Origin of the sequence: Streptomyces cinnabarinus, assembly GCF_027270315.1 — a bacterium.
In the GTDB taxonomy this organism is placed as follows: domain Bacteria; phylum Actinomycetota; class Actinomycetes; order Streptomycetales; family Streptomycetaceae; genus Streptomyces; species Streptomyces cinnabarinus.
Map to the genome: position 1 here is coordinate 756,069 of NZ_CP114413.1, position 21,325 is coordinate 777,393.

A 21,325-nucleotide genomic window follows, 5' to 3' on the forward strand; every position below is an offset into this window, starting at 1 on the left:
CCGGTCACTTCCCGGACCGCAGAGCCTCACCGAGGACGGCGATCCCCTCGTCGATCTCATGGGCCGCACTCGCCGCGTAGCCGAGGACAAGTCCGGGCGGCCCGGGGCTGATCCGATGCCAGGACAAGGGGTGGACCTTGACTCCGCGGGCGAGCGCGGCCGCGGCGAGGTCGGTGTCAGGAAGGCCGCCCCGCCGGTCGTCGAAGGTGACCGTCAAGTGCAGTCCGGCGGCGGCCCCATGCACCCGAGCACCGGGCAGATGCGTCCCGATGGCGCGCAGCATCACGTCCCGGCGCCGCCGGTGGCGCTGCCGTACATGGCGCAAATGCCGTTCCAGCTCGCCCGATTCCATGAGGTGGGCGAGGACCAGTTGGGTGAGGATGCCGTTGCCGAGGTCGGCATACCGTTTGGCGGTCACCAGGGCGTCCCGCCGGGCCGACGGTACGAGGAGCCAGCCCACCCGCAGCGCGGGCGCGAGGAGTTTGGAGACGCTGCCCGCGTAGCAGACGCCCTCGGGCAGCAGTGAGCGCAGGGCGGGCACCGGCGGACGGTCGTAGCGGTGCTCGGCGTCGTAGTCGTCCTCGATGACCACCCCGCCCTCGGCGGCCCAGCTCAGCAGTTCACGACGGCGTTCCCCGTCGAGCACGACCCCGGTGGGGAATTGATGCGCCGGGGTCAGCAGCACCGCACGCGCGCCACTGGCACGCAGCGCACCGACGTCGAGTCCTCCCTCGTCGACGGGCACGGGGACGATCGTGTGGCCGCCGTACTCCAACTGCTGGCGCGCGCCGAGGGATCCGGGGTCCTCTACGGCGATACGGCGGATCCCGTCCCGTCGCAGCAGCCGCCCGAGCAGGCCCAGGCCCTGCGCGACCCCCGCGACCACGACCACCTCGTCCGGGTCGGCCCGGATGCCGCGGTTGCGGGCCAGCCAGCCGACGACGGCCCGGCGCAGCGCGAGCGCGCCCCGCGGGTCGCCGTATCCGAATTCGGCCGGGGTGACGCCGGAGAGGACGGCGCGCTCGGCGCGCAGCCAGGCGGTGCGGGGGAAGGCGGCAAGGTCGGGCACGCCGGGCGAGAGGTCGATCCGGCAGGGCAGGGCGCGCAGTACGTCGACGACACCCTCGCCCGGAGCCGGGCCGAAGAGCGCGGGCCCCGCCTCGGCCGCGCCGCCGGGCGGGTGGTCGGGGGCGGCGGGAGCCGCCACCACCACGGTGCCGCGTCGCCCGCGCCCGGCGATCTGGCCGGACTCGGCGAGCCGCCGGTACGCCTCGGTCACCACGCCCCGGGTGACGCGCAGCTCGTCGGCGAGTACGCGGCTGGCGGGGAGCCGTGCGCCCACGGGCAGCCGGCCGTCGGCGATGGCCAACCGCAGCCGTTCGGCGAGCCAGGCGGTACGCCCGCCGGGCGGTGCCTCGCCGATGTCCAGCTGGAGGAAGTCCGAGCCGACGGCCGCCGTCTCCGCTCCCGGGTGCGGGTTTTTGGACCCCTTGACGGGGTGCTCCGTGGACCTGCCCATGGCGTCCATTGTGCGGCCAGGGTGGACGGTATGGACACACCTTCCGCCGCCCCTTCCCCTTCGGTCGTCCCGCTCGTTCCCGGCATGATCGGCATGGTGCTGGTCGGCAGCAGCGTCACCGTCTCGCACGCGCTCGTCGACGCCCCGCTGTTCTCCACGCAGGCCGTCCGGTACCTGGCCGCGACCGCGATCCTGCTGGTCATGGCCAGGCTCGCCGGTGTTCGTCCGGTCCGGCCGCGCGGGCGGGAGTGGCTGTGGCTGGCCGGGATCGCGGTGACCGGTCTGGTGCTGTTCAACGTCGCCGTGGTCCGGGGCGTCGCCCATGCCGAGCCCGCGGTGATCGCCGTCGCGGTGGCGTGCGTACCGCTGGTGCTGGGGGTGGTGGGGCCCCTGCTGGAGCGGCGCGGGCCCAGTCGTCAGGTCCTGCTGGCGGCGCCGGTGGTCATGGTGGGTGCGGTCCTGGTGCAGGGGACCGGCCGGACCGATGCCGTGGGGGTGGCCTGGGCGGCGCTGGCTCTGGCGTGCGAGGCCGGGTTCACGTTGCTCGCGGTGCCGGTGCTCCGGCGGCACGGCCCCTGGGGAGTCTCCCTGCACACGACCTGGCTGGGCTGTGTGCTGCTGACGGTCCTCGGCGTGACGCTGGAAGGGCCGTCGGCCGTGCGGGAGGTGTCCGCGTCCCAGTGGGCGGCCGCCGCCTACCTGGCGCTGATGGTGACGGCCGTCGCCTTCGTCCTGTGGTACTCGACCGTGCGTTCCGCGGGGGCCGGCCGGGCCGGACTGCTCACCGGTATCGCTCCGCTCGCCGCTGCCGCGGTGGGCGCGCTGTCGGGCACCGGCATACCGGGGGCGTGGGTCTGGCTGGGCATCGCCGTGGTGATCGTCGGCCTGGTCGTGGGCCTGCGCCCACCGAGCGCCCCCGCGTCCTCCCGCCTGGTCGCCCAGGCACCACCACGCACCCGGGCATGGGGGCCGCGCACATAGCCGCGCCACGGAAGGTGTAGTCCCACAAGACAGCAGGCCCCGGGCCGAACGCGCCCGGGGCCTCAGCCGACCGAACGTCAGCCGAAGTCGGGGATCGGGTGCTCCGGAGCGAGCGCGGCGGCGATGCGCTGGGCGATCGTGTGCGCCGTGTGACCGTCCTCGGCGTCGGGGCCCTCCGTGGTGGAGACCGCGATCGACAGGCGCTCGGAGGGGAGGTAGGCCATGGACGCGGAGTAGCCGAAGAAGAGCGGGTGCTGCGCGATCCAGTCGCCGAGAACGAGCACGCCCATGCCGTAGTGGATCTTCTCGGTCTGGGCGATGCAGACCTTGGCCGGGCACGTGGCGGTCGCGTGGCCGAGGCCCACCGTCCCCGGGTTCAGCAACTCCTCGTAGGCGGACGGGGAGATCAGCTCGCCCGAGCCGATCGCGGCGGCCGAGCGGGCCAGGTCGCAGATGTCGGTGGTCTGCACCGCGCCGGGCGCCGTGGTCCACGACGGGTTCCAGAAGGTGGACTCCTCGTACGTCCCGCGGACGGCCGTGAAGGCGTGCAGGACCGGCGTCGGGATGTCCGGCGTGAAGCTGTTACGGGTCTCGCGCAGACCGAGCGGGCCCATGATCTCGCGCTGCAGCAGGACGTCCAGCCTGGTCCGGGTGATCTTCTCCAGGGCCGCGCCGAGCAGGACGAAGTTGGCGTGGGAGTAGCTCCAGTTGGTGCCCGGCGCGTACCACCGCTCCTGGCGGGTCGAGATGGACACGAGCTCCTTGGCCGTCCACTGCCGGAACGGGTTCGCGGCGACGTCCTCGGGGAAGCCGGGCGTGGTGACGTAGTCACGGAGTCCGGTCGTGGAGGCGGCGAGCATCCGCAGGGTGATCCTGTCGCCGTCCTTCAGGCCCGGCAGCCAGCGGCCGACGGGGTCGTCCAGGCCGACCTTGCCCTGGTCGACCAGTCGCAGCAGCGCCGTGCCCAGATAGCTGATGGCGATGTTGCCGTTCCGGAAGTGCATGGCGGGCTCGGCCGGTACCCCGGTCATCGACTCGCCGAGCGCGGTGGTGACGACGTCGTGCCCGTCGACGCTCACCCGCAGGATCACGGACTTCAGGCCCAGTTCCGCCTTGGCGCGCTGGGCGATCCGCAGGACATCGCGTGCCGGTCCGTGGCCGGGCAGCCGGGAGGCGACACAGGGCCGGCCGTGGCGGCCGCCGTCGCCCGTCGCACTGCCCACGGCCGTGACCGGGGTGCCGAGGGCGAGGAGGGCGGTGAGTGCGGTGACCGCGACAACGCGCGACCGCGAAGGGGTACGGGCTCGTCTCATGGCCGGAGTATTCGCCGGGAGCCCCCGCGCGGCGGACCGGGCGCTGCCGACTCGCGCAAAGATCACCCATCAGGCTTTTACCGTAGGCCTATTGACTGTACGTCAGGACAGCACGTCGTCCAGCCAGTCGAAGACCCGCTGGCTGTAGCGCGAGCGGTTCCAGCCCTCGCAGTGCCCGGGCGTGCCGTCCGCGGCGGAGAACCGCACGAGGGTCTTGGGGCAGTCCAGTGCCTCGTACAGCGTCTCGGCCTGGGCGGCGCCCGGTTCGTCGGAGTTGAGGGCGATGAGGGTGGGGCAGGAGATGTTCGCGACGACGTCGGAGAGGCGGAAGCGGTCCATCTCCAGGACGTACTCGCCGAGGCTCTTCAGTCCGTGCACCCACAGCCCGCGCTGGACCAACCGCCAGTGCAGGTCCGGGGATTGGGCCAGCGGCGTGAGGTGGGGATCCAACTCCGAGGGCGCCACGTCGGGGAGACGGTCCTTCAGGTCCTGGGGCAGCGGCAGGATTCTGCGCAGGTTCTCCATCTGGTCCCACTGTCCCGGGTCGGCGACCAGGGCGGCCACCCGCGAGTCCCCACTCACCCCGCGCGGGGCGAGGAAGCCGCCGAAGCTCCAGCCGATCACGGCCAGCCGGCCGGCGTCGACGCCGGGCAGCGTCACCGCGTGGTCGATCACCGGACGCAGGACGTTCTCCCAGTCCGGACGCATCGTCAGGCCCTGTCCGACCAAGGCCAGTCCCTGGCCCGGGCCGTCCACCAGCAGACAGTGGTAACCACGCCGAGTCGCCGGGCGGGCGTGGGCCCAGTACATCTCGTGCACGTTGGAGTCGTAGCCGTTGACCGCGACGACGGTCGGGCGGGGTCCCCGCTCCGCCTCCGGTCCCCGCGCGGGGCACAGATAGCCGTCCAGGTACGTCCCCTCGTAGGGCACCCTGACCGGCTGGAGCGGCGGATCGCACAGCTCGGCGAAGCGGGCGAAGCAGTCCCGCTCCCGCTTCGCCGCGTCGGTCAGCCTGGGGTCCACGGGCGCGCCGTACAGCGGGTAGTAGGCGATGCGGAAGTACGTGGAGGCCCTCAGGTACGCCTCGCGGGCGCTGACAGGGCGGCCGGAGCCGGCGCTCTCCTCCGCCCAGCCGCGCACCGTCGCCGCGGTCGCCGTCCACTGCTCGAACCAGCTGTCGGCGTCGCCCTCGGTGATGCGCCGGGCGGTCAGCGCGCACTCGCCCCACTCCGCGCCGCCGCCGGTCATCGTCATCAGGGCGCGCTCGGCGAACATCTGGAACAGCGCGTCGTCGAACAGCCGCATGAGGGCCTCCGGAGCGTTGCGGACAGGGGCTTGTCTACCGAGGCGGAACCGGGCGGTCGTACACGTTGTCCGGCGTGACGATCTCGGTGATCGCGCGGGCGACCAGGGAGGACGGCTCCTGGCCCTGGTAGGTGATGTCCGTGTTCAGCATCAGCACCAGCGTGGCCTTCTTCGAGGGCAGGTAGACGGTCACGGTCTCGTAGCCCGGGATGGAGCCGTTGTGGCCGATCCATCCGCCGCTCTCGAAGATGCCCAGGCCGTAGCTGGTGCCGGGGAAGCCCGTCGGCAGCATCTTCAGACGCTGGGCCTGGGTCTGCGGGCTCAGCAGGGTGCCGGTGGCGACGATCTTCGCCCAGCGCCGCAGATCCTCCAGGTCGGAGATCATGGCTCCGGCCGCCCAGGCCCAACTGGGGTTCCAGTGGGTGGCGTCGGCTACCTCGCCGCTCAGGGTCTGGTTGGTGTAGCCCTGCGGATGGGGCCGGGGGATCTCGGAGTTGTCCGGGAACAGGGTGTGGCGCAGGTGCGCCGGGCGGAGCACCCGCCGGTCGATGACGTCGGCGAGCCGCTGACCGGTGACCTTCTCGATGACCAGGCCGAGGAGGATGAGGTTGCTGTTGTTGTACTCGAACTGCTTCCCCGGGGCGAAGGTGTTCTTGTGCTTGAAGCCGTAGGCCAGCAGCTGCCGGGGGGTGAACGTGCGGCTCGGGTCGCTGAGCAGATCGTGCACGAAGCCGGGGTCGGAGCTGTAGGGGAACAGACCGCTGCGCATCTCGGCGAGGTGCCGCAGGGTGATCTTGTGGCCCTTCGGCACGCCCTTGACGTACTTCGCGATCGGGTCGTCCAGGCCGATCCGGCCGTCGTCGACGAGCTTGAGCAGCGCGGTGACGGTGAAGGTCTTGGTCTCGCTGCCGATCCGCACGAACATGTCGTCGGTCATCGGCCGGCCGCTCGCGGTGTCGGCGACGCCGGTCGCGCGGACGTAGCGTCCCTTGCCCGGCATCCACAGCCCGGCGACGATGCCGGGGATGTTCGCCTGTCGGCGGACGTCCTCGATGGCCTTGTCCAGCTTGGCGGTGAGCTCGGGCCCGAGACCGTGCGAGGGGCAGTCGTCCGCGTCGTGCCGGTCGACGCTCGCGGTGACGGCTGCGGCGGGTGGCACCGCCAGGGGGGTGAGCACGGACGCCACGAGCAGGGCCGCGGCCCACAGGCGGCGGGAGGGGGTTCGGCGCACGACGGGGCACCTCTTCCGGATCAAGGGGTGAGTGAGGAGAGCGATCCCTATTCGGGTACCTGGCCAAGGACCCGCTCCAGCCCCTGATCAGGCGAGTCCACTCGATCGGAGCCACGCAGGGTCGCTGGAGCGGCCGTCGCGTGCCCGGCGGCGGGTCCCTGCGGCCGGGTGCCGACCACTTCTGCGATGGCCGCGCGCCGACGACGGCTCTAGCGTCGGATCATGGAACCGACGGACCCCCGCGCTGACGCCGGTCACGGCCACTACGGGCAGGACCTGTTCGACTCGGGGCACCCGCGCGAGGCGGAGCGGATCGACGATGCCGCGGTGGTCTACGACCCCGTCACCACGCACCGGCTCCGGGCCCTGGGCGCCGGACCTGGCCTGCGCTGCCTGGAGGTGGGGGCCGGGACCGGCACGGTGGCGCGCTGGCTGCTGCGCGAGGCGGGCGTCGCGGAGGTGGTCGCTGTGGACCGGGACACCGGCGCGCTGGCGGCAGCGGCCGAGCCCCGTCTGCGGGTGGTGACCGCGGACGTCACCGACGAGACCCTCGACCTGGGCGGTTTCGACCTGATCCACGCCCGGTTCGTGCTGATGCACCTGCGCGAACGGCGCCGCCTGGTGTCACGGCTGGCGGGCATGCTGAACCCGGGCGGCCGAATCCTGCTCGGCGACGCCGCGGAGCTGCCCGACGGCCACAGCACGTCCTCCGCCTACCGCCAAACCATGGACGCCATGTGGGAGGCCCTGCGCACGACGATCGGCACCGACATCACCGGCGTACCGGCCTACCCGCACCACCTGCGCGAGGAGGGCCTGGCGGACGTAGCCGCGGAGCTGTACTGCCCGCCCCTGCTCCCCGACAGCCCACTGGCCCGGTTCTGGTCCCAGACCTGGCAGCGGATGCGCCCCGAGCTGACGGCGACCGGCCGGGTGGACGCGGCCACCGTCGAGGAGGCCCTCGGCTATCTCTCCTCGCCCCGGCTGGCCGAACTCGGTCCGGGCCTGCTCATGGCCTGGGGGCGCCGCCCCTGAAACCCTGTCTCGTGGCCCGCCTCAAGACCAGCGCCACGACCACAACAGACACGTCCTGCGACAAACGGGACGGACCGGGTGACGTTGGTGTCGGATTCCTGCCAGACGGGGGACTTGGGTCGCTGGTTGGCTGACGCCATGACCACAGCGCACAGGGACAGGGCTCTGCTCTTCCGCTCCCTCCACAGCTCCGCGAGCCCGCTCGCGCTCGCCAACGCCTGGGACGTAGCCAGTGCCCGTGTCATCGAGGCCGCAGGGGCACCCGCAATCGCCACCACCAGCTCCGGGATCTCCTGGGCGCACGGTCACCCCGACGGGGAAAACCTCTCTGCCGACCAGGTGGTGGAACTGATCGCCCGTATCGTCACGGTGGTCGACGTACCGGTCACCGCCGACATCGAGGGCGGGTACGGACAGGACGCGGCCGGCGTCGCCGAGACCGTCACGCGGGTGCTGGAAGCAGGTGCCGTCGGCGTCAACATCGAGGACGGCACCCGGCCTCCGGCCGAACTCAGGGCACGGCTGACAGCGGCCCGGGCTGCGGCCGAACGAGCGGGCGTGCCCCTCTTCCTCAACGCCCGCACCGACACGTACCTGTTCGGCCTCGGCGATCCTGCCACCCGGCTGAAGGACACCCTGGAGCGGGCGCGCGGGTACGTGGACGCCGGTGCCGAGGGCATCTTCGTCCCTGGCGTCACCGACCCCGCCACCATCGCAGAACTCTCGGCGGGCATCTCCGTACCGCTGAACATCATGGCCGGCCCCGAAGCACCGGACGTCGCCGAACTGGGCGCCCTCGGCGTCGCCCGCGTCAGCCTCGGCGCGGGTGTCGCCCAGAGCGCCTACACCGCTGCCCGCCACGCGGCGCAACAGCTGTACGGGACCGGTAGCTACCACACGCTTGCCGACGCCATCCCCTTCCCCGAGATCAACGGCCTTTTCTCCACACCACGTTGACCGTAGCCACACGCCGGAAGGGCCGCTGAGGTTGAGTCGTTCGAGCGAATGCAAGCCGGAGCCTTGGCCCCTGATGCCTCGGACCGCGCCCCTTCGCTGTCGGCAGCGTCGGTAAAGTCTCCACCCGGACAGGCTCAGCCTCAACACCCCACGCCTGCAAGAGAAATGCCCAACTCGCAGCCTGAAACCTACCTTGGTGACCGCGGGCCCGTAACGGATCGGAAGCGTCGTCGCAGGGCACTGCGTGGACGGCCGGCGCGGGGCGGAAGGGCGGCGCGGAGCGTGGTAACGACAGCCGTGATCGCCAGCAGGAACAGCATGATGCGGAACGCGAAGCCGAGGGCGTTTGCGTACAGCGGACCGTTCAGTGCTACGAGGGCGAGGCCGAGCCCGCCCGCGGCGACGAGCACGCGGCCGACCGGATTCCGGACGAAGACCAGGGCCATGCCGATCGCGAGCACCGGTGTGAAGACGGAGAAGAGCACCGTCAGTAGCGTCTGCGCCGTGTTCGTCGCCACACCCGCGTCGACGGCCCGGCTGGCGGAGACGGGGATGACGGGCGCTGCGAACAGGGTGAGCAGGGCGGGTGCGACGGTCCCCGCCCGGACGAGCGGCTCCGGCACCACCTGCATGTCGCGGCACCACCGGGCCGTGGACGGGCGGCTGGCCGCGACTGCTGCCGTCGCCGCTGCCACGGCCATCACCGGGCCGACGACGTAGGCGATCAATGCGATGGTGTGGGGCCCGTCCGCCACCAGGTACTGGAGGCTGGCGCTCAGCCCGTGCAGCGCGGTCGCGACGCCCGCCACCGCGATCGTGCGACGGCCGGCCTGCCTGCGGCGCAGCAGCAGCCCCACGCCGATCCCGAGGGCGGCCGCCTCGGGCACGCCCAGCAGCAGGTTCGCGACAAGCAGCCCGGTCGGCGCGCTGCTGTCCGAGAGGTAGGCGGCGATCTGGGAGAGCAGGTACACCAGAAGCGGCAGGCAGGTCAGCGTCGCGGCCGTGGTGACGGTCGCGGTCAGGCGCGCGTCGAGGTCGGCCCCGCCCGGCCCGTGGGTCGTGGCTCGGACGGTCGACAGGTCGGCCTGACGCCGCTCGGTCGATGCGCTCGCGGAGGCGATCGGCGCAGGGCGGGCCAGTTGCCGCAGGACCGCTTCGAGTTCCACAGCGCTGGCGTGCCGCCGGTCGGGATCCTTCTCCAGGAGCCGCAGAACCAGCCCGTCCCAGTCGGCCGACACGCCTGGAACGAGGGAGCCGGGCGCGGGTGGGTCGTCGGTGAGGTGGGCGCTGAGGTAGCCCATGGTGTCAGGCGCCTCGAAGGGCCGTCGGCCCGTGAGAAGTTCGAAGATCACGCAGCCCAAGGCGTAAAGGTCGCTGCGGGGTTCGGGGCGGCCACGGGCCTGCTCGGGGGCCATGTAAGCCGGGGTGCCGACGATGAAGCCGGTCTGCGTCAGCCGGTCCGCGGTGGCGTACGGGTCTGCCGCCCGCGCGATGCCGAAGTCCAGGACCTTCACGTCGCCGGAGGCGGTGACCATGATGTTCGAGGGCTTGACGTCCCGGTGCATGACCCCCGCTCCGTGTGCCTCGGCCAGCGCGCCGGCCACCTGAGAGCCCCACCGCGCTGTGTCCCTCGGGGTGACGTCGCCGCGGCGCAGCAGGACGTCCAGGCCCTGGCCGCGCAGCAGTTCCATGACGAGAAAGGGCGTCGCCTGTCCCTCGACGACCGCCTCTCCCACATCGTGCAGGGTCACGATGTGGGGATGCTGCAGCCGGGCAGTGAGCCGCGCCTCGCGCAAGAAGCGGGCGCGGGCTTCGGTGGCATGGCTGCCACCGCCGGAGAGCAAGGAAATGAGCTTGACCGCGACGGGCCGGTCCAGCTTCTCGTCCCGGGCCTCCCACACCGTCCCCATACCGCCTTCGCCGAGCGGCTCCACGAGCCGGTAACGGCCCCCCAACAGCTGGTCCCGCACCGCCCACGCCCCCTCATTCCCCCGCGCCAGGATCACCCCGGCCCAACCTCCCCCGGATCATCCCGCGCCTCCGCGCCTCGTATAAGGCAATCTGCGGAAACTACTCAACCTCAGCCGCCCGCTTCGTACGCCCACCCGGTGACAGTCCCGGCAGGTGCGCGCGTGAAGTCGCAAAATCCGGCCCCGGCAGAGGAGTCACAGACAAACCGACCGAACGGCGCTCCCACCGCGTCGTGCGCGCCTGGGCGGGCCGGGCCCAGACCGAGGGCCTGCAGCTGACCGGCGAGGGTGGTCTGCTGCAGCAGTTGGCCGAGCGGCTGCTGGAGTCGGCCTGGAGGGCGAGATCACCGACCACCTCTGCCCCAACGAGACCCGCGTGGATGACCTGCTGACGGAGTGGTAGCGGCACTGGCGGTCGCAGCGGTTGGCGTGGTCCTCGCAACCGTGAGCCTGTTGGTGTCCGGGGGTGAGGCTACGGGTTACCGCACATGGCGAGCGGACAGCGGGGCGATGGAACCGACATATCCCGAAGACAGCGACGTCGCGGTGGGGTCCGTGGACGGGGCCGCGTCCGGCGCGGTGACGTGGTTCTGTTCTCCGCCCGCGAGTGGGGCGCCGACAGCACCTTCATGATGCGGGTGACAGGCGTCGGCGGCGATCACGTCGTCATCGATGAGCCCGGCAGGGTGAGTATCAACAGCAAGATCTTGCGCGAGCCGTACCTGTTCGACAGCGGCCCCTATTTCACCCCTCCCACGGAGATCACCGTCCCCCGGTCCGCAGTCGTCGGCATCGCGGTGGACCCGGCAAATGTCCCCGCCCCCAGCCACCCGTGGGTGTGGGCGGGCGTGGCAACGACCGCCGTGGGCGTAGTCGCAGCCCTCGCCGTCACCATCACCCGCCGCCATGCCGGCAGGCGCGAACGAAACACAGTGAACCCCTGACGTAAGCGTTGGGATCCAGAGCCCGTGACGTCCTTCCCGGTGGGCTCTCGCCCACGAGTGGCTTCGTTACGAGTGCGGCATGGTGGAATTCCTGTGCCACACGCTACGAGGAGAACTGGACAGCACTCCACTTGGTGACGTCGCCCTGCGGGGAATCGACACCGCAAACCGGCAAAACCGCGTCATTCCGAAGAAATGCGAAACTCGAATTCGGGACGGTCCCACGGCACGGCGGGCGGGTTCGCGAGCGCGGTCCCGATCCGCACTGCACCCGCGCGGTGGTAGAAGCCCTCGGCGGGAAGATGCGACACGACCTTGACACGGTCGAGCCCGGCGGCACGGGCCTCGGATTGCATGTGCGCGACGAGCAGCCGTCCAATCCCCCGTCCTTGCGCTTCGTCGGCGACGAACAGCAGGTCGAGCTCCGGTGGAGCGAGGACGAGCGAGTAGAACCCCAGAACCCGGCCTCCCTGCTCGTCGGCGCCGACGGCCGCAAAGGCGCGGTGGGCCTCGATGTAATCAGGCCCGACTCGGTAGCCCGCGACTGCAGCCGCGTACTTACCCGCGTAGGCACCTGAGCCACGCACGAGCCGAGTGAGCCGTTTGGCATCCCGCGCAACGGCCCTCCGTATCGTGATCGGCTGGCTGATCGGGGAAGTGCGTGAACTCATCAGGAGAGTATTTCGCACCGGGGCGTGCCGCCGTGCGGCGGGTCGGCGTGAGCCGAGGTCGTCGAGGACCAAACGGTGCAGCTTGGCCCACACCCTGGCACGGGTCCATTCGGTGAAGCGGCGGTGAGATGTTGCCATGTGCAGCCCGACGTCGACAGGAACACGATCGCGGCCAGCACCTCGCGGTCACCCTGCCGACGTCGGCCGCCGCCTTGAGGTCGAGTCGGGGCCTCGTGAACCACTCGCTGGAACAGCTCCCGACTCGTCTGGCACCAGCCGCTCAACGATCTCCACCACGGTCGGCAGCCTACTCCGCCAAACGAGATGGCTTGTAAGGGTGGTGGTGGATGGTCAGCGTGTCGAGACAGCTAAAGCCGGACCCCTTCAGCAGGTGGACGCTGAAGCGGTCGTCTTCGTCGATGTGATCGATGACGCTGGTAGCGCCACGGGTGTACCGCGCCTGTTGCTGGCTGGTCGCCTTCCCCGGGCCCGGTCGCCTGGGATGTCCCAGTGGCCCTCTGGGCGCTGGTAACGGAACGTTGATCGCATGTGATGGCGCGCAAGGATTGTCCCGGCCGGGTGGGCGTATGTGTTTTCTTCCTCCAAGTGATGCAGCGCGCCTGCAGAGGGCGATGCCCTCGTAGTCCCCGACGCGGACCTCCGGGTGGACGAAGCCCCTGTTCACTGGGGCGGATTCCGAGGTGCGGGGGCATCATCGAAGAGGATGTGCCGCAGTATCCGGGTGAGGTGTTCGGTGAGCTGCTCGGGTGGCATCGAGGCAAGTGGCTCGGTTCGTGCGATGTACCGGCTGAAGACCACTCCGATCATGTGTGACCCCACGAGTGCTACGCGGGTGTCCAAGTCATCGCCGAGCGCTGCCGGTGCGTTGGGGGAGAGCACGGACCGGTACGCAGCGGCACTGCGCTCCTGCATCGCGACCAGGAGGTGAGCGGCTGCACGCTCGTCGGACGCGGCACTGCGCACCAGGGTGACGAGTGGGTCGTTGACGGCGTCGGTCTCCATCCGCTGGACGAAGGCGTGGGCGATCCGGTCGGGCAGTGTCGCCGGGTCTCCGGCAACTACCCGTTCCAGGTCGCTGTTACCGGGCACAGCCGCGAGGAAGAGCCGCTCTTTGGACTGGAACTGACGCGTGATCAGTCCGTGGGTGACACCGGCTCGGCGCGCGATTTCGCGGAGGGTCGTGCGGGCGTAACCACGCTCGGCGAAGGTGTGACGGGCCGCCTCCAGAATGGCTGCTCGGTGTCCCTCCGGGTCCCGTCGGCGCGTGCGCAGTGGCTTCTCGGACGCTTCCTGGCCGTTCATGGCGACTCCTTCATCCGATCACTGTAGTGCCGGCCACCGGGGTCCTCGCTGACCGCTGGTACCCTTAATATCCAAGTGGATATTAAGGGTCATTGAGATTGGAGCCTGCTGTGAGCACGAATCCGCCGGAGTCCGCGGGGATCGTCGAGACGCGGCTGCTGCACAAGATGCACCGGGCCGCGACGTCCCTGCTGGCCGACGCCGCACAGCGCGACAACGCCCCGTCGGCCGCACTGGCCGAACTGCGTGACTTCCTGGTGGCGGCGCTGCGGCACCACCACGAAAGCGAAGACGATGTGCTCTGGCCGCAGTTGATCGCCGCCGACCCGGTGGCCGGCGCCGCGCTGAGCGAACTCAGCACAGAACACGATGCGCTTGACGCGGCATTGGACGCGCTCGCCGTCGCTCCCGTGCAGGACGATGCGGACCGGGCAGCGGTGGCCGCCGCGGCAGCCAGTGTGCGCGACCTGGTGCACCAGCACCTTGAGCACGAGGAACCGGTGCTGTTTCCCGCGTTGGCAGCGCATATGTCAGATGAAGCCTGGGCCGAATTCTCCCGCGCGGTGATCGCCTCGGCCCCGCCCGTAGGGACCCACCTCAACCTTGGCTTCTTCGAACAGGTGGGCACTCCCACCGAGCTCGCCCTGGTCACAGCGAACCTGCCTCAAGCCGTTCTTCCCATCGTGCCGGCCATGCGTGAGCAGGCCAAAGCCACCCTGAACAGCCTTCACACAACCGACAACGTAAGGACGGTCATCGCGTGACCAGCACACTCATCGTCGGCGGCAGCGGCGGCCTGGGCGGAGTGATCGCCCAGTACTTCGCGGACCGCGGTGACGACGTCATCATCACCAGCAGGGACAAGGCACGGGCCGAGACCATTGCCGCCGGGATCGGCGTCGGCGTCCGGGGGCTTGCCCTCGACCTTGCCCAACCCGAAACGATCAGCGCCTCGTTGGCCGACGTGGCCGAGGTCGACAATCTTGTCATCACCGCGGTCGGGCAGGCCGCGAACACCCTGGCGCAGTTCAACATCACTGATGCCGTGACGGCCGTGACCATGAAGCTCGTCGGCTACGCCGAGACCGTCCGTGTGCTGCGCGACAGGTTGAGCCCAGGCGCTTCCGTCGTTCTTTTCGGCGGGCTCGCCAAGGAACGCCCGTATCCAGGCTCGACCGTCGTCACCACCTTCAACGCCGGAATCACCGGCCTGGTGAAGACCCTCGCGGTGGAGATGGCTCCGCACCGCGTCAACGCCCTGCATCCGGGCCTGATCGGCGACAGCCCCAAATGGCGCGACGTTCCCAACCCACCGCATTCGGCCCAGACACCGATCGGACGACTGGTGACGATGGCCGAGATCGCCGACGCCACCGATTTCCTGCTCCGCAACACCGGCATCAACGCCCACGACCTGTACATCGACGGCGGCCTGCTGGCCACCTGACCCACAACACCATTGGCAACTGAGCTTGATCCTGTCGGGGATCTTGGAGTTTCGCAGTGCGGCAGCATGGTCAACGGGCGTGCTCGGGTAGTTCCGACGAGCGATGCAGTTGTCGCGGTGCCCATTGTCCCTGCGCCCGCGTTCCGATGAGCATGTCCCGCCTCTGACCGTGCAGGTCGCGCGGGCGAGTAACCCGGGTGGCACGACGGCGATATGGGTGCGCGACCGGCTGGATGGACTGTGTGCGACAAGGACTTCGCCGACGGGTACCCGTGTGATGGGCGTCCGGGTCTCTCGCCTGCTCAACTGGCACCGTCTGTGTCCTGCAGTTCCTGCTCAGTCTGTCGGACCGGCAGGCCGCCGAGGCGGTCCGCTGCCGCATCGAATTCAAGCACGCCATGGCCATGCTGGACGACCCCGGCTTCCACCACGTGCTGGCCGACGTCCGAGACGATCTCACCGAAGGCGACCGCGCCGACTGCCTCCCCGACCTCGTACTGGGCCGCCTCAAGGAGGCGGCCCAGTACGGGAACGCACCACGCAGCGCACAGACTCCACGCATGTCCTGGCCGCGGCGGGATCTGACCTGCTGGAGGAACTGGTCGACGCGGACTGGGGGCGCCGCTACGGCCGACCGGTCCGCCGGGGCAAGAACCCCACCAAGCCCAAGACCAGGCCCCCTTGACACCGGAAACGACGCCGTCCGGCTCCTGGAACACCTCTACCGGCGCGGGGCAGACCACACGTCCGGCCCTCGCATCCAGGCCCTGCGGCAGATCATGGTGCAGAACTACCCCCGCAACGCCGCAGGGCACCTGCGCTGGCGCACCGCCGAGACTGAAGGCGGGCCTGGGCTGCCGTCCTCGTCCTGGGCGATCGTCCCTCCCTACGACCCCTCGGCCCGCTACGCACGGCACGGACACATCATCAGCTGGAAGGGATTCGCCGCTCATCTGACCGAGACCTGCGCTCCTGACGGCCCTGACGTGATCACGGACGTGGCCACCACCGCGGCCACCACCCACGACAGCCAGGTCCTGCCCGGCATCCACGCCCGCCTGTCACGCCGCGGGCTCCTGCCCGCCGAGCACTTGGTCGACGCCGGCTACACCACCCTGCCCCACCTGGAACAAGCCACCCGTGAACACCGGGTCACCGTCTCAGGGCCACTGCGAAGCAACCCCACCCGCCAACAACGCCACAACGAGGGCTTCGCCCGGGACGACTTCCACATCGAACACGACCGGCAGCAGCTCACCTGCCTCCAGGGCCAGGTCAGCCAGAGTTGGCACGGCCCTTACCCGACCTCCTCACTCACCGCAGCCCCGCTGATCGCGGCCAGGTTCGCCAAGAGTCAGTGTCGGCCCTGCCCGGCCCGCACACAGTGCACCACCTCCCGCGAAAGCACCCGCACCGTGGGCTTTCCTCCACGAGAACTCCGCGACCTGGAAGTCCGTCTCCGCGCCGAGCAACAGACGCCTGAGTGGAGGACCCGCTACGCGGTTCGCTCCGGAGTGGAGGGGACCGTCAACGAGTTCGCCGTTGGACACGGCATGCGACGCTGCCGCTACCGAGGCCAGAGAAGGGCCCACATCCAGCACGTCCTGACGGCAAGATCCGTCAACATCGAGCGCCTCAGCGCACTGCCACCGACCCAAGAAGCACCCACGGCCCGTCGGCCGACTGCCTTCCAGAACTACCTCGACCAGCGCGAGATAACCCGACCGAAGTCCTGGCGAACCCCGGGAACCTGACCTAGGCACCTCCAAGATCCCTGACGGAGTCAAGCTTACGAGTGGGTGCAAGATAGCGGGTGAGGCGTGTTCTGCCCGATCTACCTGCCTGGTGAGGCATGGTCCTGACCATCGTGGTCTCGTCGCGCCGGCCAGTGGAGAAGGAACCGCGGGTCTCGGTCGGGGCCCGGCGTTGGAGTCGTTGGCTGGACGCCGTCACCGCGTCGGGATAGCGGCCCCATATCGATGCGCCGCAGTGTGACTGTGTCGGTTGCCGAGGAGGGTGGCGTGCTCCTGCCATCATTGACGGAGGGCAATGTGGCCATGTCGGCTTGCATGGACGGCGCCAGGTCCGGGACCGGATTGACCGGCGGCGGCTGTTGCCGCATGCCTGCGAACGGATTGCGCCAGAACTGCGAACGCGGAGTTCGCCAGCTGTAACGCAGCGCGAGGAGCCGCAGCCCGAAGGCGAACATTGAGGCACCGATGGCGGTACCAACGTTCAGCAGCGCCGAGTTGTACAGCATGGCGACCGAGGTCGCGCCGACGAACGCGGGCAGTGCGTACAGATCACGGTTCCAGCGGAGCAGCGCCGGCTGTTCGAGAGCGAGGAGATACGCGAGGACGCCGCCACCGACGGCGCTGGCACTGCCGAGCGTGACGGCGGCGGGACTGTTGAGGCCGTGGGAGAGCGCCTTGATCGTGCCGGTGACGCTGAAGAGTCCCAGCGCCGCCGCGTCGGAGATGTCGAATGGCTTGCCCTCGTACACTTTTTCGTCATGGCGGAGCCGGTAGCCAAAGTAAACGATCAGCGCAGCGACGCAGGGCGTGAAGAAGTAGCCGAGGTCGGTGAAAGCGACCGGGGTGATCCCGAGCACCAGGTCACGGAAAAGACCGCCGCCAAGGCCCGCCGCCTCACTGAGGATGACCGTCCCGAAGATATCGAAGTCCTTGCGTACCGCGAGGAACGCCCCTGAGAGAGCGAAGGCGAAGATACCTATCAGATCCATCACGTACTGGACAGCACCGCTCAGTTCCTCGATCGGCATAGGCCAGGTCTCCCTGAAGGCTGGTAAGCGTGCGAACCGTTGAAGGCCGCGACGTCTTGAACTGCTCCGGCGAAGAGGGCGTGGGGACGGCATACGCCCGACCACTATTCTCACGTTGTGGTACGTGCAATGGCTGCACCCATTGCGCTCTAGTCAAAGGCCCGCGTCACGGCGTCCGGGCGCGGCTCCCGGCAAGCCGTCAGGCCACTACAACGACGGCGAGTGATGAGCTGGGAGCAACTGACCATGGCTATCGCGCTGGCGAGTTGATCACGGGAGCCGCGTGGCCTAGGAGCGGTTCATAGCGGCGGCAGGTGCTCGCGGGCGGGTGCCGGACGCAGTCGGCCAACCTCAGCCGCAGGGGACGCCGGCACGTGCGCGGCGTCCTCCTACAGCAGTACCTACCTGGGTCATTCGGCGGTGACTGCTGCAAGCAACTCGCGGCGCACTGGGCCGGGATAGTGATAACGAGAAGCCCCGGCGCTCAATTCGGCTATCCGCTCTTTGAGACCGGGCCTTGCCAACACCTCCGGGCCCGCGAGGAGGCCGGTCACGTCGGCGACGGCACGCAGGACATCGGGGTCCTTCGCGCGTGCCGCTTCGAGTCCTACGCGCTTCTGCCAGAACGGATCGTCCGTCGTGTAGCGCTGGCCCATCATCTCGTGATCCACCTCGGCCAGGCGGTGCCGGTCCCAGTCGTCAAAACCATGCCAGAGTGGCAGCAGGTGACGCTCTGTCGCGGCGGCGAACGTCATTGAAAATGCAGTGGCGTCCTTCGTGTCAACAAGGCGCATCGTGTCCCGGAGCAGTGCAGCGTGCCGGAACGCCGTGGTCATGCCGGCGCCGAAGAACGGGTTGGTGGAGGCCCATGCGTCTCCCACTGCCACGATCCCGGTGACCACAGGCGCTCCAGCTACGACGAGGCGACGGTGCGCGCTGCGTAGACCACCGGTGGCGATCACACCCGTGACAGGCTTCCCTTCAGCCCAATGTGCTTCGGTTGGGTAGAGCTGTATCGCTCGGTGCCAGGCATCGCGGTTGCTCAGACCCCGGAGCTCCTGATCACGGTCGGACGTCACGAACGTCACCGACCAGGTTCCGGAGTCACCGGGCAGGACAAGGATGCTGACGCTGTCGTGCTGAAACCCCGCCCATGGCGGCAGTCGGGAGGCTAGGTTTTCGGAACGGAAGAACCGCGTGTAGTAGCGGAAACCCGCCTCCGCCCGCTGCTCGTACGGTGCGAGTCCCACATCCCTGAGCATTGCTGCCCCGCTCGCACCCCGGCCTGAGGCGTCAATGACCAATTCGGCGTTGATCTCCTCGCCCCCCTCACAGGCTACCCCTGTGACCCGCGAGCATTGGCCTGCGCGGGGCTCCTTTGTACTCAGCCGGTTGACCTGGAGGCCACGTCGCACGGTAATTCCGGGGTGTCCCTCCGCCACGGCAAACAAGGAGGCCTCAAGTACAGGACGCCGTACGGCCACTGTCTCGAACCGGCCGTCATCCTCGCGCGGGCCGTCTATCGCCCCGACATGCCATGCTCCTGCGATGAGGTTGTGACTGACGGCGCCCACGTCGAGCATGCGGTCCACCGACTCGGGAGACTCCTTGGCCAGTAGGTGAAATCCTCCTGGCAATAGGAGGTGCGCCTGTGAAAACTGACGCACGCCGGGGCGCTTCCAACCGGCATACAGGTCGTCTCCGCCGCCCTTGGGAGGTGGTGGATCGCGGTCGACGAGGGTGACCTGCCTGCCTTCTGCCGCTAACAAGATTGCAGTCATCAACCCTGCCGGGCCGCTGCCCAGGATCAATGCGTCCGACACGGCTGCGTTTATCCCTTCTGTGTCCGATCAAGTTCGGCGGTACCACACGCCAGAGCTGGTTCGGCGCTACTGGGCGCCGAGCCGTACTCACGAGTCCATGCCCACCGTCTTCCAGAACCGCAGCAAGGCAGCGGCACTCTCTTCGGGAGCGCTCAGCATCCACCAGTGACTTTGGCCCGGCAGGCATTCCACATGCGCTCCGAGACGCTCAGCAACCTTCTGGGAGTTGATCTGGTCGTCGTAGGGGTCGCTCAGGGGCTGGATCACTAGGCCAGGGGCTGCTGTCCGAGTCAGGTCTGCGCCCCAATGAGCGTATGGGTTGGGCGTCGCGGAGCGGTAAAGGTCCAGGATGCAGCCAGCCATATGGGCATCGAATTGTGCACCCATGCCCGAGGCGTCCTCGGCGGGAACACCTGCGGCCGTAAGCGCGGCAGTGGCGACGGTTGTATTCCCCCGCATGGTCTGCGCCCACTGTTCTCCTGCCCCCGAGGTCTGCCATCGTTGGGCCGGATCGTGCCAGACATAGTCGGGGTGAAGGATGGACGCGACGTCCATCGCCCAGCTTCGCAGCGGCAGGAAGTCCAGCATGGCGACGCGTGCCACAAGAAGTGCGCCCCAGTCGTGCCCCACCAGGTCGACAGGTCCTGAGATGCCCCTCAACTCGCCTGACAGCCAGCGGACGTAGTCGTCCATCGTCGCACCGAACCCGGCTGGCCGGGGTGTCGAAAAACCTGGCAGGTTCAGGGCGAGAGATTCAGCTTTGAGGTGGCGCCGGAGTGGATCCCAAAGGCGCCCGGTCTCGGGTACTCCGTGAACGAAAACAACGGTCATCATTTTCCCGAAATATGAATGGTCAGCTTCGCTATGTGCCTCTCTTGAGGCTCGTGTGCGCAGCTCGTGAGATGCTCCATGACCTCAACTCCTCTGCTATGTGGGCTCCCCACGGACAGTTCGCTGCCAGGGGCGTGCACGCAGCTGCCTGCTGGAAAGACGACCTCATCGGCCCTCTGACAGTGACCTCCGCAAGGAGATGTCACAAGACCATCTGGGCCGGAATAAAGCTGCCGACTCCCGGAATAAATCGCGCTTCCCTGTCTCAGGCCGGTCGTCTCAGGAACGGCTCAGGACATGTTCACCTCTGCCTCGCACCGGCCCTTGGTCAAGGTTCTCCAGGGCCTGCGGGCCCACAACGAACAAACCGTCGAGCTCCTCGCCATCCCCCAGGAACCGCAGAAGGACCAGGCACAGCCGTCCCAGTCCATCGGCACCCCTCCGAGAACGGCGAGGAGGAGCGCCGCCTGCTGCTCCGCTTCGCGGGCCCGCCCGACCCGAAGCTGATCGCGGACTGGGTGTCCTTCAATGTCATCGACACCGAGCGACAAGCTGGGCAGCACTGAAGCAGCTCACGGAACGAGAGGGCCACGCCCGGGACCCGATCGGCCACGAGGAAGGCGCGTACCCGCTCGGGCAGTGGATCGCCGAACAGCGGCGGGCGTATGGGGCCGGCCAGATGACCGGCGCGCGTGCCCGCCGGCTGGAGAAGCTCGGCATGGTCTGGTCCGTCGCGGACGAACGCTTCCAGGAGGACCTCGAAGCCGCCCACACGTACTACGACGACCACTGGACACTGTGCGCTCCTCGTGGGGCGACCGCGTTGGACCGGCCGGTCGGGCAATGACTGTCCAACCAGCGCCGGGCCGGCGCACTGGAGGGACACCCCTGGTGGGAAGCGGCGCTGCGGGAGATCGCCCCGGACTGGTACCCGCCTTGCCGGCCGACTGGCAGCGGCACTACGCGGCGGTGCGGGAGATGCTCGAGAAGGAGAGCGGGGCCGCGCACGTGGAACCGGGCCTCACCGTCCACGGTATGGACATCGGCAAGTGCTCGCCAACCAGCGCCAGCACACCGTGTGGCAGGGGCTGATGGACGGGCAGCGCGAGTGCCTGGAGCAGCTCGGCATCGCACCTCTAGCGCCGGAGCCCGATGCCCCCGCCAAGGTCCCCAAGACGGCCTGAGCGCCTTCG

The 21,325-nt window shown here is 69.3% G+C and carries 19 protein-coding genes and 1 pseudogene; 10 read left to right on the top strand and 10 right to left on the bottom strand.

What is annotated here, in order from left to right:
* Window positions 1–4: 4 nt before the first annotated feature.
* A complete protein-coding gene (pdxR, locus tag STRCI_RS03550; protein ID WP_269657341.1) occupies window positions 5–1,528 on the bottom strand; it encodes a MocR-like pyridoxine biosynthesis transcription factor PdxR in 1,524 nt (507 codons plus the stop codon).
* Window positions 1,529–1,549: 21 nt separating this feature from the next.
* Here pdxR and STRCI_RS03555 point away from each other — a divergent pair, with 21 nt between their 5' ends.
* Complete coding sequence (locus STRCI_RS03555; RefSeq protein WP_269657342.1) at window positions 1,550–2,500, top strand: DMT family transporter; 951 nt, start codon at window positions 1,550–1,552, stop codon at window positions 2,498–2,500.
* Between the two features lie 77 nt (window positions 2,501–2,577).
* On the opposite strand, the gene STRCI_RS03560 is transcribed toward STRCI_RS03555, so the two are convergent.
* From STRCI_RS03560 to STRCI_RS03570, 3 genes are all read right to left on the bottom strand, one after another.
* The gene (locus STRCI_RS03560) at window positions 2,578–3,813 is read right to left on the bottom strand and encodes a serine hydrolase domain-containing protein (protein ID WP_269657343.1); all 1,236 of its coding nucleotides are present in this window, start codon (window positions 3,811–3,813) and stop codon (window positions 2,578–2,580) included.
* Window positions 3,814–3,915: 102 nt separating this feature from the next.
* Entirely contained in the window at window positions 3,916–5,118 is a 1,203-nt protein-coding gene (locus tag STRCI_RS03565) for an alpha/beta hydrolase family protein (RefSeq protein ID WP_269657344.1), read from the bottom strand.
* 34 nt (window positions 5,119–5,152) lie between these two features.
* A complete protein-coding gene (locus STRCI_RS03570; protein ID WP_269657345.1) occupies window positions 5,153–6,349 on the bottom strand; it encodes a serine hydrolase domain-containing protein in 1,197 nt (398 codons plus the stop codon).
* A gap of 222 nt (window positions 6,350–6,571) precedes the next feature.
* Here STRCI_RS03570 and STRCI_RS03575 point away from each other — a divergent pair, with 222 nt between their 5' ends.
* Both STRCI_RS03575 and STRCI_RS03580 read left to right on the top strand, forming a co-directional pair.
* Complete coding sequence (locus STRCI_RS03575) at window positions 6,572–7,384, top strand: class I SAM-dependent methyltransferase (protein WP_269657346.1); 813 nt, start codon at window positions 6,572–6,574, stop codon at window positions 7,382–7,384.
* 138 nt (window positions 7,385–7,522) lie between these two features.
* Entirely contained in the window at window positions 7,523–8,341 is an 819-nt protein-coding gene (locus STRCI_RS03580; protein ID WP_269657347.1) for an isocitrate lyase/PEP mutase family protein, read from the top strand.
* A 188-nt stretch (window positions 8,342–8,529) separates the two neighbouring features.
* Here STRCI_RS03580 and STRCI_RS03585 read toward each other — a convergent pair whose 3' ends face one another.
* Window positions 8,530–10,311: a serine/threonine-protein kinase gene (locus tag STRCI_RS03585; protein ID WP_269657348.1), complete on the bottom strand. Its 1,782-nt coding sequence runs from the start codon at window positions 10,309–10,311 to the stop codon at window positions 8,530–8,532.
* A gap of 488 nt (window positions 10,312–10,799) precedes the next feature.
* On the opposite strand from STRCI_RS03585, the gene STRCI_RS03590 reads away from it, so the two are divergent.
* Window positions 10,800–11,255 (top strand): S26 family signal peptidase, encoded by a 456-nt coding sequence (locus tag STRCI_RS03590; protein ID WP_418953304.1) that lies wholly within the window; start codon window positions 10,800–10,802, stop codon window positions 11,253–11,255.
* A 182-nt stretch (window positions 11,256–11,437) separates the two neighbouring features.
* On the opposite strand, the gene STRCI_RS03595 is transcribed toward STRCI_RS03590, so the two are convergent.
* Entirely contained in the window at window positions 11,438–11,926 is a 489-nt protein-coding gene (locus tag STRCI_RS03595; protein ID WP_269664479.1) for a GNAT family N-acetyltransferase, read from the bottom strand.
* 681 nt (window positions 11,927–12,607) lie between these two features.
* A complete protein-coding gene (locus STRCI_RS03605; RefSeq protein WP_269657350.1) occupies window positions 12,608–13,249 on the bottom strand; it encodes a TetR/AcrR family transcriptional regulator in 642 nt (213 codons plus the stop codon).
* A gap of 110 nt (window positions 13,250–13,359) precedes the next feature.
* Between STRCI_RS03605 and STRCI_RS03610 the strand changes: the two genes are divergently transcribed.
* The 3 genes from STRCI_RS03610 to STRCI_RS03620 all read left to right on the top strand — a co-directional run bounded on the left by STRCI_RS03610 (window position 13,360) and on the right by STRCI_RS03620 (window position 16,450).
* Entirely contained in the window at window positions 13,360–14,013 is a 654-nt protein-coding gene (locus STRCI_RS03610; protein WP_269657351.1) for a hemerythrin domain-containing protein, read from the top strand.
* On the top strand, window positions 14,010–14,696 hold the full coding sequence (locus STRCI_RS03615) for an SDR family oxidoreductase (RefSeq protein WP_269657352.1): 687 nt from the start codon (window positions 14,010–14,012) through the stop codon (window positions 14,694–14,696). Before STRCI_RS03610 ends, STRCI_RS03615 begins: the two co-directional genes overlap by 4 nt.
* A gap of 398 nt (window positions 14,697–15,094) precedes the next feature.
* A complete protein-coding gene (locus STRCI_RS03620; RefSeq protein WP_269657353.1) occupies window positions 15,095–16,450 on the top strand; it encodes a transposase in 1,356 nt (451 codons plus the stop codon).
* An 80-nt stretch (window positions 16,451–16,530) separates the two neighbouring features.
* On the opposite strand, the gene STRCI_RS03625 is transcribed toward STRCI_RS03620, so the two are convergent.
* The 3 genes from STRCI_RS03625 to STRCI_RS03635 all read right to left on the bottom strand — a co-directional run bounded on the left by STRCI_RS03625 (window position 16,531) and on the right by STRCI_RS03635 (window position 20,135).
* The gene (locus STRCI_RS03625) at window positions 16,531–17,478 is read right to left on the bottom strand and encodes a trimeric intracellular cation channel family protein (RefSeq protein WP_269657354.1); all 948 of its coding nucleotides are present in this window, start codon (window positions 17,476–17,478) and stop codon (window positions 16,531–16,533) included.
* 410 nt (window positions 17,479–17,888) lie between these two features.
* Complete coding sequence (locus STRCI_RS03630; RefSeq protein ID WP_269657355.1) at window positions 17,889–19,301, bottom strand: NAD(P)/FAD-dependent oxidoreductase; 1,413 nt, start codon at window positions 19,299–19,301, stop codon at window positions 17,889–17,891.
* 87 nt (window positions 19,302–19,388) lie between these two features.
* Entirely contained in the window at window positions 19,389–20,135 is a 747-nt protein-coding gene (locus STRCI_RS03635; RefSeq protein ID WP_336298784.1) for an alpha/beta fold hydrolase, read from the bottom strand.
* A gap of 196 nt (window positions 20,136–20,331) precedes the next feature.
* Between STRCI_RS03635 and STRCI_RS43510 the strand changes: the two are divergent.
* The 3 genes and pseudogenes from STRCI_RS43510 to STRCI_RS43520 form a co-directional block, all read left to right on the top strand.
* Window positions 20,332–20,793, top strand: a pseudogene (locus tag STRCI_RS43510) (helicase associated domain-containing protein); the annotation flags it as partial.
* 18 nt (window positions 20,794–20,811) lie between these two features.
* On the top strand, window positions 20,812–20,979 hold the full coding sequence (locus STRCI_RS43515; protein WP_418953494.1) for a hypothetical protein: 168 nt from the start codon (window positions 20,812–20,814) through the stop codon (window positions 20,977–20,979).
* A gap of 202 nt (window positions 20,980–21,181) precedes the next feature.
* A complete protein-coding gene (locus tag STRCI_RS43520; protein WP_418953305.1) occupies window positions 21,182–21,316 on the top strand; it encodes a hypothetical protein in 135 nt (44 codons plus the stop codon).
* Window positions 21,317–21,325 lie beyond the last annotated feature (9 nt).

Bases quoted from the DNA above. Each gene is read 5' to 3' on its own strand.
- pdxR (WP_269657341.1), bottom strand. From the start codon at position 1,528: ATGGACGCCATGGGCAGGTCCACGGAGCACCCCGTCAAGGGGTCCAAA.
- STRCI_RS03555 (WP_269657342.1), top strand. From the start codon at position 1,550: ATGGACACACCTTCCGCCGCCCCTTCCCCTTCGGTCGTCCCGCTCGTT.
- STRCI_RS03560 (WP_269657343.1), bottom strand. From the start codon at position 3,813: ATGAGACGAGCCCGTACCCCTTCGCGGTCGCGCGTTGTCGCGGTCACC.
- STRCI_RS03565 (WP_269657344.1), bottom strand. From the start codon at position 5,118: ATGCGGCTGTTCGACGACGCGCTGTTCCAGATGTTCGCCGAGCGCGCC.
- STRCI_RS03575 (WP_269657346.1), top strand. From the start codon at position 6,572: ATGGAACCGACGGACCCCCGCGCTGACGCCGGTCACGGCCACTACGGG.
- STRCI_RS03580 (WP_269657347.1), top strand. From the start codon at position 7,523: ATGACCACAGCGCACAGGGACAGGGCTCTGCTCTTCCGCTCCCTCCAC.
- STRCI_RS03590 (WP_418953304.1), top strand. From the start codon at position 10,800: ATGGCGAGCGGACAGCGGGGCGATGGAACCGACATATCCCGAAGACAG.
- STRCI_RS03595 (WP_269664479.1), bottom strand. From the start codon at position 11,926: ATGAGTTCACGCACTTCCCCGATCAGCCAGCCGATCACGATACGGAGG.
- STRCI_RS03605 (WP_269657350.1), bottom strand. From the start codon at position 13,249: ATGAACGGCCAGGAAGCGTCCGAGAAGCCACTGCGCACGCGCCGACGG.
- STRCI_RS03620 (WP_269657353.1), top strand. From the start codon at position 15,095: ATGGCCATGCTGGACGACCCCGGCTTCCACCACGTGCTGGCCGACGTC.
- STRCI_RS03625 (WP_269657354.1), bottom strand. From the start codon at position 17,478: ATGCCGATCGAGGAACTGAGCGGTGCTGTCCAGTACGTGATGGATCTG.
- STRCI_RS03635 (WP_336298784.1), bottom strand. From the start codon at position 20,135: ATGATGACCGTTGTTTTCGTTCACGGAGTACCCGAGACCGGGCGCCTT.
- STRCI_RS43515 (WP_418953494.1), top strand. From the start codon at position 20,812: ATGACCGGCGCGCGTGCCCGCCGGCTGGAGAAGCTCGGCATGGTCTGG.